8 protein-coding genes are annotated in these 11,476 nt (G+C 71.9%); 6 read left to right on the top strand and 2 right to left on the bottom strand.

The window, feature by feature from the left end; all coding sequences use genetic code 11:
* Window positions 1-138: 138 nt before the first annotated feature.
* Entirely contained in the window at window positions 139-837 is a 699-nt protein-coding gene (locus ABZ635_RS01980; protein WP_357757373.1) for a hemolysin III family protein, read from the bottom strand.
* 439 nt (window positions 838-1,276) lie between these two features.
* Here ABZ635_RS01980 and ppdK point away from each other — a divergent pair, with 439 nt between their 5' ends.
* The 4 genes from ppdK to ABZ635_RS01960 all read left to right on the top strand — a co-directional run bounded on the left by ppdK (window position 1,277) and on the right by ABZ635_RS01960 (window position 7,952).
* A complete protein-coding gene (ppdK, locus tag ABZ635_RS01975; RefSeq protein ID WP_357757371.1) occupies window positions 1,277-3,970 on the top strand; it encodes a pyruvate, phosphate dikinase in 2,694 nt (897 codons plus the stop codon).
* 341 nt (window positions 3,971-4,311) lie between these two features.
* Window positions 4,312-5,430 carry a YdcF family protein gene (locus tag ABZ635_RS01970; RefSeq protein WP_357757368.1) on the top strand — a complete coding sequence of 373 codons (1,119 nt, stop codon included), beginning with the start codon at window positions 4,312-4,314 and terminating at the stop codon, window positions 5,428-5,430.
* 49 nt (window positions 5,431-5,479) lie between these two features.
* Window positions 5,480-6,745 (top strand): deoxyguanosinetriphosphate triphosphohydrolase, encoded by a 1,266-nt coding sequence (locus ABZ635_RS01965; protein ID WP_357757365.1) that lies wholly within the window; start codon window positions 5,480-5,482, stop codon window positions 6,743-6,745.
* A gap of 148 nt (window positions 6,746-6,893) precedes the next feature.
* Entirely contained in the window at window positions 6,894-7,952 is a 1,059-nt protein-coding gene (locus ABZ635_RS01960) for a LacI family DNA-binding transcriptional regulator (RefSeq protein ID WP_357757362.1), read from the top strand.
* On the opposite strand, the gene ABZ635_RS01955 is transcribed toward ABZ635_RS01960, so the two are convergent.
* Window positions 7,860-8,201, bottom strand: a complete 342-nt coding sequence (locus tag ABZ635_RS01955) for a hypothetical protein (protein WP_357757359.1) — start codon at window positions 8,199-8,201, stop codon at window positions 7,860-7,862. The two genes, ABZ635_RS01960 and ABZ635_RS01955, sit on opposite strands and share 93 nt — an antisense overlap.
* A gap of 106 nt (window positions 8,202-8,307) precedes the next feature.
* On the opposite strand from ABZ635_RS01955, the gene dnaG reads away from it, so the two are divergent.
* Complete coding sequence (dnaG, locus tag ABZ635_RS01950; RefSeq protein ID WP_357757356.1) at window positions 8,308-10,158, top strand: DNA primase; 1,851 nt, start codon at window positions 8,308-8,310, stop codon at window positions 10,156-10,158.
* A 125-nt stretch (window positions 10,159-10,283) separates the two neighbouring features.
* Window positions 10,284-11,363 carry an RNA polymerase sigma factor RpoD gene (gene rpoD / locus ABZ635_RS01945; RefSeq protein WP_357757429.1) on the top strand — a complete coding sequence of 360 codons (1,080 nt, stop codon included), beginning with the start codon at window positions 10,284-10,286 and terminating at the stop codon, window positions 11,361-11,363.
* Window positions 11,364-11,476 lie beyond the last annotated feature (113 nt).

The raw sequence follows: 11,476 nt of genomic DNA, 5'->3' as shown, positions 1-11,476 counted from the left end.
TGACCTGGCCGACGTCCGCGAGGGCGCGCTTGGTGATCGCGGCCCAGTTCGCGATCGTCTTGACCGTGGTGGTCTGCCGTTCGAACGTGAACCCGCTTCCGGAGACCGGCCGCGGCGCGCGTCCGGGGCCTCTGTCGGTCAGGCCGCCGTGTAGACCACGAACGAGACCGCGACGTAGTGGCAGACGAAGGCCGCGATGGTCAGTGAGTGGAAGATCTCGTGGAACCCGAACCAACGGGGCGCGGGGTCGGGCCGCTTCAGCCCGTAGACCACGGCGCCGACGCTGTAGAGCACGCCGCCCACGAGGATGAGAATCCAGGTGGCCGGGTGGGTGCCCTGGACCAGGTCGGGGATGAACAGGACCGCGACCCAGCCGATGGCCAGGTACAGGGCGGTGGAGAGCCAGCGAGGGGCGCCTAGCCACAGGAGTTTGAACGTGACCCCGGCGAGCGCGCCGCCCCACACGAGCGCGAGCATCGCCGTGCGCAGGGTGCCCTCCAGCACGAGCATGATGAACGGCGTGTAGGTGCCCGCGATGATCAGGTAGATGTTCGAGTGGTCCATGCGGCGCAGGACCCTCTGCGCGCCGGGCGACCAGCGGCCCACGTGGTAGACGGCCGAGGTGCTGAACAGCAGCACGGAGCTGAGCGCGTACACGGCGCTGGCGGCCATCGCGGGCGCGGTGGGGGAGAGCGCCACCAGGACGATCCCGGCCGCCAGCGCGAGCGGTGCGGTACCCAGGTGGAGCCACCCCCGGAGCCGGGGCTTGACCGCCTCCAGGAGGTCCCCGGCGGCCGCCGCGGCCCGCGCGCTCCCTGTTTCCCGCGTCTTCGTCACTGTGCGCACCCCTCAGATCCGGCGACCCCGCTCACCGGCGGGCCACACGGAGAAGCCTAACTTACGGCTGCGTAGGTTACTTGACGGTAATGCTGTGTCGCGCGGCACAGTGCGCGCCGGGCGGTGCGGACGGGTGGGGGATTGGTCGCGGTCCCGGTACGGCCGGTCCCGGACGTTTCGCCCGGATGTCCGTGAGTGGTCGAGCGTCGCTGACCAGCGCATAGGTGACCCGTATCCGTCCCTTGGGGGTGTTCTCCCGGGTGGGCGAGGTGTCGACTCGCTGGACCATTGGTCTAGTCCTCTTTGGCGTCCTTGAACTGGCACTATGCAGAAAAAGGGTGGTTCATGGAGGGGTGCTTGTGCGGACTGTGGATAGGGTCGCGCCCAACAGGGGCCGACCCGGCGCCGAACGGCCGCGAGAGAACGAGGGAGCACCCCCGTGACCAAGTACGTCTACAAGTTCACCGAGGGCAACAAGGACCTGAAGGACCTGCTCGGCGGCAAGGGCGCCAACCTCGCCGAGATGACCAACCTCGGCCTCCCGGTTCCCCCCGGCTTCACCATCACCACGCGGGCGTGCCGTCACTACCTGGAGCACGGCACCCTCCCCGACGGGCTCGACGCCGAGGTCGAGGCCGACCTCAAGGAACTGGAGGAGGCCATGGGGCGCCGGCTCGGCCAGCCCGACGACCCGCTCCTGGTCAGCGTCCGCTCCGGCGCCCGGTTCTCCATGCCCGGCATGATGGAGACCGTCCTCAACATCGGCCTCAACGACGACTCCGTCGTCGGCCTGGCCGCCCAGGGCGGTGACGAGCGCTTCGCCTGGGACTCCTACCGCCGCCTCGTCCAGATGTTCGGCAAGACCGTCCTGGGCATCGACGGCGACCTCTTCGAGGAGGTCATCGACGAGCTCAAGACCGCCAAGGGCGTTACCGACGACCTGCACCTGGACACCGCCGACCTCCGACGGCTCGTCGAACGGTTCAAGGGGATCGTCGACGAACGGACCGGCCGCCCCTTCCCCTCCGACCCCCGCGAGCAGATGCACCTCGCCGTCCGGGCCGTCTTCGACTCCTGGAACGCCCCCCGCGCCGTCCTCTACCGGCGCCAGGAGCGCATTCCCGCCGACCTCGGTACCGCCGTCAACGTCTGTTCCATGGTCTTCGGCAACCTCGGCATGGACTCGGGCACCGGTGTGGCCTTCACCCGCGATCCCGCCACCGGCCAGCCCGGCGTCTACGGCGACTACCTCCAAAACGCCCAGGGCGAGGACGTGGTGGCGGGCATCCGCAACACCGTCCCCCTCACCGAGCTGGAGCGGATCGACCCCCGCAGCCACGCGGAGCTCATGGACATCATGGACACCCTGGAGAACCACTACCGGGACCTGTGCGACATCGAGTTCACCATCGAGCGCGGCCGACTGTGGATGCTCCAGACCCGTGTGGGCAAGCGCACCGCCGCGGCCGCCTTCCGCATCGCCGACCAGCTCGTGGACCAGGGCCTGATCGGCCTGGACGAGGCCGTCCAGCGCGTCACCGGCGACCAGCTCGCACAGCTGATGTTCCCCCGCTTCGACGACACCGCCCCGGTCGCTGAGGACGTCCACCTCCTCGGGCGCGGTATGAACGCCTCGCCCGGAGCCGCCGTCGGCAAGGCCGTCTTCGACTCCTACACGGCCGTCAAGTGGTCGCGCAGCGGGGAGAGCGTCATCCTCTGCCGCCGCGAGACCAACCCCGACGACCTGGAGGGGATGATCGCCGCCAAGGGCATCCTCACCAGTCGGGGCGGCAAGACCTCGCACGCCGCCGTCGTGGCCCGGGGCATGGGCAAGACCTGCGTGTGCGGGGCCGAGGAACTCGACGTGGACACCAAGAACCGGCGCATGACCGCGCCCGGCGGCGAGGTGGTCGAGGAGGGCGACGTCATCTCCATCGACGGCACCAGCGGCCGCGTGTACCTGGGCGAGGTGCCCGTGGTCGACTCCCCGGTGGTCCGCTACTTCGAAGGCGAGATCGACCCCGCCTCGGACCAGGCCGACGACCTCGTCCGCTCCGTGCACCGCCTCATGCACTACGTCGACGCCGCCCGCCGTCTGTACGTGCGCGCCAACGCCGACACCCCCGAGGACGCCGCCCGCGCCCGCCGGATGGGCGCCCAGGGCATCGGCCTGTGCCGCACCGAGCACATGTTCCTCGGCGACCGCCGCCAGCTCGTGGAGCGCCTGATCCTCGCCGACACCCCCGACGAGCAGCAGGGGGCGCTGGACGCCCTGCTCCCGCTCCAGCGCGAGGACTTCGGAGGCATCCTGGAGGCCATGGACGGCCTGCCCGTCACGGTCCGCCTCCTCGACCCGCCGCTCCACGAGTTCCTGCCCGACATCACCGAGCTGTCGGTGCGCGTGGCGGTGGCCGAGGCCCGGGGAGAGAGCCACGAGAACGACCTGCGCGTCCTCCAGGCCGTGCACAGGCTCCACGAACAGAACCCGATGCTGGGTCTGCGCGGGGTGCGCCTGGGCCTGGTCGTGCCGGGGCTGTTCACCATGCAGGTGCGGGCCATCGCGCAGGCGGCCGTGGACCGGACGAGGGCGGGCGGACGCCCCCGGCCCGAGATCATGATCCCGCTGGTGGGCACGGTGCAGGAGCTGGAGATCATCCGGGACGAGGCGCAGCGGGTCCTGCGCGAGGTGGGGGAGGAGAACGGCGTGGAGCTGGACTTCCCGGTCGGCACGATGATCGAGTTGCCGCGCGCGGCCCTCACCGCCGGTCAGATCGCCGAGAACGCCGAGTTCTTCTCCTTCGGCACCAACGACCTCACCCAGACCGTGTGGGGCTTCTCCCGCGACGACGTGGAGGCGTCCTTCTTCTCCGCCTACCTGGAGAAGGGCGTGTTCGGGGTGTCGCCGTTCGAGTCCCTGGACGTGGACGGCGTGGGGCGTCTGATCCGTATCGCCGCCGAGGAGGGACGCGCGGCCCGGCCGGGCATCAAGCTCGGCGTGTGCGGGGAGCACGGCGGCGACCCGGCCTCGGTGCACTTCTTCCACCGGGCGGGGCTGGACTACGTCTCCTGTTCGCCGTTCCGGGTCCCGGTGGCACGGCTGGAGGCCGGGCGGGCCGCGGGCCGCTCCGCGTAGCGAGCACGTGACGGACCGAACACCCGTGGCGGGGACCCGGAGGAAGGGTCCGCGCCACGGGCGTTGCGCGGGGTGCTGGGCACTAGAATCGGGCATCGCGGCCGAGGTCGGCGGAACAGTCGACCGTGACCTTTTCGTGATATATTTCCGGCGTCGGTGCGCGCCCGCGCGCGTCGCCCCGAGCCCCCTCCCCGCGAACGGAGCTCCGGGCGCCACCGCCGTCCGCCCCGGCTCCCCCACACCCGGCGTCCCCGCCCCATGCGGGGTCGCGAACCAGCGCAGGGCACGGGGCGTCCCAGTGGTGGTACCGCGTCCTGAACCAACCAAGCGGAGGTGAGCCGGTGCGAACGGCGAGCGACGGTCGCGGCGACGAGCCGTGGAACGAACCGGCCCCGGCCTCCGCCGACCACGAGGCCACCCAGGTCTTCTCGCGCGACGCGCTGTCGGGCACCTCACCGGAGACCGACAGCACCCGGGCCTTCACCCGGCCCCCGGCGACCGCTGACACGGGTCCGCGCGCCGGGACCGCCGAGGACACCAGGGAGTTCGCCCGCCACGACCCCTCCGGGCCAGCCTCCGAGGGCACCGCCTTCACCCGCAGGTTCGTCCGCGACCGTCCCGGGAACCGTTCGGACCCGGGGATTCCCGTGTACCGGGACGAGGCCGGGGACCGTGGGCACGGAGAACGCCGCGACGACCACCACGAGCGCGACCGGGACGAACCGTACGGTGAGCGGTACGAACCCCTGGAGGAGCCCTACGAGGAACCGCGCCGCCGTCGCGGCCGCGGTGCCCCACCGCCCCGCCCTCCCCGCGTCCACACCCCCAAACGCCGCCGACCGCGTCGCCTCCGCCTGCGCTGGATCGTCACCCTGCTCCTCCTCGTCGCCCTGGCGATCCCGCCCGGCACCTGGGGCTGGGTCTGGTACACAGCACGACAGGACGACCGCACGGCCTCCGACGCCATCGTGGTGCTCGGCGCCAGCCAGTACAACGGCGTGCCCTCTCCCGTCTTCGAGGCGCGACTGCGCCAGGCCCAGGTCCTCTACCTGGAGGGCGTCGCCCCGCACATCGTCACGGTCGGCGGCAAACAGCCCGACGACGCCTACACCGAGGCGGAGGCGGGCCGGAACTGGCTCATCGCGGTGGGCGTCCCCGCCGACCACGTCACCGCGGTCGAGCAGGGCAGCGACACCCTCCAGAGCTTCCAGGCCATGGAGGGGGTCTTCGAGGACAACGGCTGGGAGACCGCCATCCTCGTCTCCGACCCCTGGCACAGCCTGCGATCCAAGGTGATGGCCGCCGACCACGGCATCGAGGCCGGTACCTCGCCCTCGCGCTCCGGCCCCGCCGTCATCGAGCGCCGGACCCAACTGTGGTACATCACGAGGGAAACCGCGTCGCTCTGGTACTACTGGATCTTCAACGACAGCAGCGACATCCGAGTCAACGCGGCCTGACCAGGTGCAATGGCACGTTTCGTCGTTGCCGGGAAGTAGGCTCGTGGCCATGACGACCATGTCCGGAGAGTCCGTGGCCCCGGAGAGCGGCACCCACGGGTACACCGCGCGCGACACCGAACGCCACTCCCAGGAGTCGCGCAAGAGCAGGCGGCGCGGCCCCTTCGAGCGCGACCGCGCCCGGGTCCTGCACAGTTCCGCGCTGCGCAGGCTCTCCGCCAAGACCCAGGTCGTCCAACCCGGGGTGAGCGACTTCCCCCGCACCCGGCTCACCCACTCCCTGGAGTGCGCCCAGATCGGCCGGGAACTCGGCCAGGCCCTCGGCTGCGACCCCGACCTCGTCGAGGCCGCCTGCCTCTCGCACGACCTCGGCCACCCGCCCTTCGGGCACAACGGCGAACGCGCCCTCGACGAGGCCGCCGCCGCGTGCGGCGGGTTCGAGGGCAACGCCCAGAGCCTGCGCCTGCTCATCCGCCTGGAGGGCAAGGTCATCGACCCCGACGGCCGCAGCGCCGGGCTCAACCTCACCCGCGCCACCCTGGACGCCACCGTCAAGTACCCCTGGCACCGGGGGGAGGGCGGCGACACCCACAAGTTCAACTGCTATCCCGACGACGCGGAGGCCTTCGCCTGGCTGCGCGAGGGCGCCCCCGCCGGTCGCACCTGCTTCGAGGCACAGGTCATGGACTGGGCCGACGACGTCGCCTACTCCGTGCACGACGTCGAGGACGCCCTGCACGCCGGACTGGTCAGCATGGGCGCCCTGCGCGACCCCGGCCAGCGCGCCGAGGTCTGCCGGATCGCCGCCGCCTCCTACTGCGACGCCGAACCGGCCGAACTCGACGAGGTCATGCGCGACCTGCTCGCCGAACCCGTGTGGCCCGCCGAGTTCACCGGAGACCTCGCCTCGCTGGCCGCCCTCAAGAACCTCACCAGCGAACTCATCGGCCGGTTCTGCCGGGCCGCCGAGGGCGCCACCCGGCGGGCCCACGGCCCGGGCCGCCTCACCCGCTACCGCGCCGACCTCGTCCTGCCCCGCCGCGCCCTCCTGGAGTGCGCCCTGCTCAAGGCGGTGGCCGCGCACTTCGTGATGTCCCGGGAGGAGGCCCGCGTGTACCAGGCCGAGGAACGCCGCACCATCACCGAACTCGTCTCCGCGCTCTGGCACGGCTCACCCGGCGCCCTGGACCCCCAGTTCCGCGCCGCCCACGAGAACGCCGCCGACGACGCCGCGGCCCTGCGCGTGGTCGTGGACCAGGTCGCCTCGCTCACCGACACCTCCGCCACGGCCCTGCACGCCCGGCTCGTCGGCTGACCCGCTCCCACCAGGGGCGCCCGCAACCTCCGACCCCACCGGTCTTGACGCCCGCCACACGAGCGCACACACTGCTCAGTGCGCCCGACCGTCGCGTCAGCGCGGCCGCACGCGCAGGATGGCACCGGCACGAGCGAGGGACCAGCGCATGCCCCCACGGCGCGGACACGGCCCCGTCATGAACGACGTCGCCCGGCTGGCGGGCGTGTCCCACCAGACCGTGTCCCGCGTCCTCAACGCCCATCCCGGGGTCCTCCCCGAGACCGCGGCCCGGGTCCGCGCGGCCATCGCCGAACTCGGCTACCGGCGCAACTCCTCCGCACGCGCCCTGGCCACCCACCGCTCCGGGCTGGTCGGCGTCCTCACCACCCGCCCCGGCCACCCGGACACCGCCCGCCTCCTCATGGGGGCCGAACGGGCCCTGCGCGCCACCGGCCACACCCTGCTCTACACCGGGACGGCTCCCGCCGACCTGCCCGCCGCCGCCGAGCGCCTCCTCGGCCTCGCACCCGAAGGGTGTCTGGCCCTGGTCCCCGGGCAGGAGGACGTGCTGGCCGCCCTCCACCACCGGCCGCCGACCGTCGTGGTCCACGACGACCCCCGGGCCCCGGCCCACCGCCTGCCGTCGGTCGGTGCCGACCACAGCGGAGGCGCCCGCGACCTCACCCGTCACCTGCTCGGACTCGGACACCGCACCGTGCACCACGTCGCTGACGGCTCCCTCGGACACGCCGCCCGAACCCGCGGCTGGCGCCGCGCCCTCGAAGAGGCCGGAGCGCCCGTCCCCCGACCCGAACACCCCGACCGGACCGGAGCCGGCGCCGGACGTGCCGCCGGGCTCGCGCTCGCCGCGCGCCGTGCCGGAGGCGAGGCGGTCACCGCCGTCCTGGCCGCCGACGACCGCCTCGCCCTCGGCCTGCTGCGCGCCCTCGAAGAGAGCGGACTGCGCGTTCCCGGCCAGGTCAGCGTCGCCGGGTTCGGCGACCTCCCCGACGCCGCCCACCTCACCCCCGCCCTCACCACGGCCGACGGAGACCCCGCGCGGGTGGGCGAGGCCGCCGCGGGCCTGCTCCTGCGCCTGCTCGACGGCGACGTGCCCGACACCGGCGGGCCCCTACTCGTCCCGGCCCGCGCGCGTCCGCGCCGCAGCACCGGGCCGCCGCCCCGCGTCGACGGCCCCGACGGACCGGCGCGGGCTCACTGGTAGCCGCGGGGAACGCTCGATCCCCTCCAGAAGGGACTCCGGGGCCTCGTCAGCGGGGGAGTGCACCACGTCGTCGACCTGGACGCGCACGGGCAGAACGTGCTCCTCGACCAGGGAGCGGAAGTGGTCGGTGTCGTCGGTGCGGTAGCCGTCCAGCTCTCGCACGTGCTCCGAGGCGGCCGTCGAACCGGGGGAGACGAAGTCCACCCCTTCGACGTCCTCCGCCAGCAGCCGGGACCCGCGCGGCCGCATCCGCACGTCGTAGACGACGCCCGGATGACCGCGGGATGGCGCTACGGGGAACCCGCGCCGGTGCGCGGTGGTCGGAACGTCCCGGGGGAGAACTACCCTGAACACCGTGGCAGGCCGGATCAAAGACGAAGACATCGCCCTCGTGCGCGAGCGCACGCCCATCGCTGACGTGATCGGCGAGTACCTCCAGCTGCGCAACGCTGGCGGCGGCTCGCTCAAGGGGCTCTGCCCCTTCCACGACGAGAAGTCCCCCTCCTTCAACGTCACCCCCGCGAAGAACCTCTTCTACTGTTTCGGCTGCGGGGAGGGCGGGGACGTCATCTCCTTCGTGCAGAGGATCGACAGCCTCAGCTTCGCGGAGGCGGTCGAGTCCCTGGCGCGGCAGACCGGGATCGTCCTGCGGTACGAGGAGGGCGGGCGCAGCACCCCGCGCCGTGACGAGGGCAAGCGCCAGCGCCTGCTCGACGCGCACCGGGAGGCCGCCCGGTTCTACTCCGACCAGCTCCTGACGCCCGGGGCGATCGAGGCGCGCCGGTTCCTGGGCGAGCGCGGCTTCAACCGGACGCACGCCGAGCAGTTCGGGCTCGGGTTCGCCCCCGGCGGCTGGCAGCACCTCACCGACCACCTGCGTCAGAAGGGGTTCACCGACGCCGAGATCATCGAGGGCGGCCTGGCCAGCCAGGGGCGCCGCGGAGCCTACGACCGGTTCCGCAACCGCCTGCTCTGGCCGGTGCGCGAGGTCACCGGTGAGGTCGTCGGGTTCGGGGCGCGCAAGCTCGACCCCGAGGAGGACGGCCCCAAGTACCTCAACTCCCCGGAGAGCCCCATCTTCCACAAGGGGCGGCTGCTCTACGGGCTGGACCTGGCCAAACGGGAGATCTCCCGGCAGGGCAAGGCGGTCATCGTCGAGGGCTACACCGACGTCATGGCCTGCCACGAGGCCGGGGTGACCACGGCGGTCGCCACCTGCGGCACCTCCTTCGGCGAGGACCACCTCAAGATCCTGCGCCGGATGCTGCACGGTCGCCCCAACCACGAGACCCGGGTGGTGTTCACCTTCGACGGAGACAAGGCCGGACAGAAGGCGGCCGTGCGGGCCTTCGCCGAGGAGCACGGGTTCTCCTCGGAGACCTTCGTGGCCGTCCAACCGGACGGTCTCGACCCCTGCGACCTGCGCCTCCAGAACGGCCCCCAGGCCGTGGTCGACCTGGTCGACGACGCCACGCCGCTGTACGAGTTCATGGTCCGCAAGACCTTCGAGAACTACGACCTGTCCACGGTGGAGGGCCGCATCGCCGCCCTGGACGCCGCGGCCCCCGTGGTGGCCAGCATCCGCAACGCGGGCACCCGGGAGGCCTACGCCAAGAACCTGGACCGCTGGCTCGGGTTCCTCGACGAGGCCTTCGTGGTGCGCCGCGTCCGCCAGCACATGCGCCAGGGCGGTGCGCGCCTCGCCCCGAAGGCGCCGGTGCCCACCCCCGACGCCCAGAGCGCCCCCTACGACCTGCGCGACCCCTCCGTGCAGCGCGAACGGGAGGCCCTGAAGATCGCGGTCAAGCACCCGAACCTGGCCCAAGGCTTCGACACCCTCACCGAGGACGACTTCACCGTCCCCCAGCACCGGGCGGTGCTCCAGCTGATCCGACAGCAGGGCGGGGTCGGTGCCGTGGGAGACCCCGAGACGTGGGCGCTGACACTGCGCGACGCCGCCCCCAATGACGCACAACGCGATTTCGTCACGCGCCTCGGTGTAGAGGAGATCAAGTTCTATGGAGAACTCGACGCGCATTTCGCGCAACAAATTCTGAGCACAATCAGAACTCATTCCATCAACCGTCGCGAGTCAAACCTCAAATCCGAGCTGCACCGGATCGACCAGGTCGCGCAACCCGAGGAATACAATCGGGTCTTCGTTGAGCTCATGCAGCTCGGCCAGCAAAAACGCGCCCTCCAGTAGTGGGTTCCCGGCGGCGTGTAGCACCGGGGTGACAATAGTAGATCTCCCTGATCCGGTAGGTGTCCGGGCACAATGAAGTGGTGCCTCCCACAGTTGTGACCAACGAAATACCACCCGTCCGACAGGTGGTCCCGCTCCTTCCCGGTTCGGGCCGGGGAACGGTGAGCCGTGGGGAGGTCGCGGCGGCGCTGGAAAGCCTGGAGGCGCCACCCGACTCCCTGGACGGGACCATCGCCGACCTCGTCCGCGCCGGGATCGACGTGGCCGACCCCGAGGAGGCGGCGGTCACCGACCCGGGCCGCCGCTCCGGGTCGGACCTGGTCCGTCTGTACCTGCGCGAGATCGGCCGAGTCCCGCTGCTGACCGCGCGGGAGGAGGTCGACCTCGCCAAGGCCGTCGAGGCGGGCCTGTACGCCCAGCGCCTCGCACCCGACCAGGTCCGTTCGGCGGACGAGCTCGCCGCCCTGGTGGAGGAGGGCGGACGGGCCAAACGTCGGCTGATCGAGGCCAACCTTCGCCTGGTCGTGTCCATCGCCAAGCGCTACATGGGGCGCGGCCTGCTCTTCCTGGACCTCATCCAGGAGGGCAACCTCGGCCTCATCCGCGCCGTGGAGAAGTTCGACCACACCAAGGGCTTCAAGTTCTCCACCTACGCCACCTGGTGGATTCGCCAGGCCATCACCAGGGCCATCGCCGACCAGGCCCGCACCATCCGTATCCCGGTGCACATGGTCGAGACCATCAACAGGCTCGTGCGGGTGCAGCACCAGCTGCACCAGAAGCTGGGGCGCGAGCCCAGCGTCGCCGAGATCTCCTCCGCCGCCGGGTGCGGCGGCGAGCGGGTCCTGGAGATCCGGCGCATCGCCCGCGAACCCGTGTCCCTCCAGGCGCCCATCGGTGAGGAGGAGTCCGACTTCGGGGACTTCATCGAGGACTCCGACGCCGTCGCGCCGGTCGAGGCGGCCGCCTTCACGCTTCTCCAGGAGCAGCTGCGGATACTGCTGGGCGGCCTCTCCGAGCGGGAGAGGCGTATCATCCGGCTGCGCTTCGGCCTGGCCGACGGACGCCCGCGCACCCTGGAGGAGGTGGGCCGAGAGTTCGGCGTCACCCGCGAACGCATCCGCCAGATCGAGGCCAAGACCCTCGCCAAGCTCCGCCAGCCCGCGCGGGCGGGCACCCTGAAGGACTTCCTGCGCGACGGCTGAGCCCCTCAACGTGTCGGGCCCGCCCCGGGTTCCCCCGCGCGGGGGAACGGCCTGAACTGGCCGACATGGGACGAACACCCCGCGCGTGCCCGACCGTACGCCTACGGTCGAGG

The organism is Nocardiopsis sp. NPDC007018, assembly GCF_040635075.1.
In the GTDB taxonomy this organism is placed as follows: Bacteria; Actinomycetota; Actinomycetes; order Streptosporangiales; family Streptosporangiaceae; genus Nocardiopsis.
The sequence above is the reverse complement of the archived record's forward strand: the minus strand, read 5'-3'. Positions and strand labels throughout refer to the sequence as shown.

Excerpts from the sequence above, each read along its gene's own strand:
- ABZ635_RS01965 (WP_357757365.1), top strand. The coding sequence starts at position 5,480 with ATGACGACCATGTCCGGAGAGTCCGTGGCCCCGGAGAGCGGCACCCAC.
- ABZ635_RS01955 (WP_357757359.1), bottom strand. The coding sequence starts at position 8,201 with ATGCGGCCGCGCGGGTCCCGGCTGCTGGCGGAGGACGTCGAAGGGGTG.
- ABZ635_RS01960 (WP_357757362.1), top strand. The coding sequence starts at position 6,894 with ATGCCCCCACGGCGCGGACACGGCCCCGTCATGAACGACGTCGCCCGG.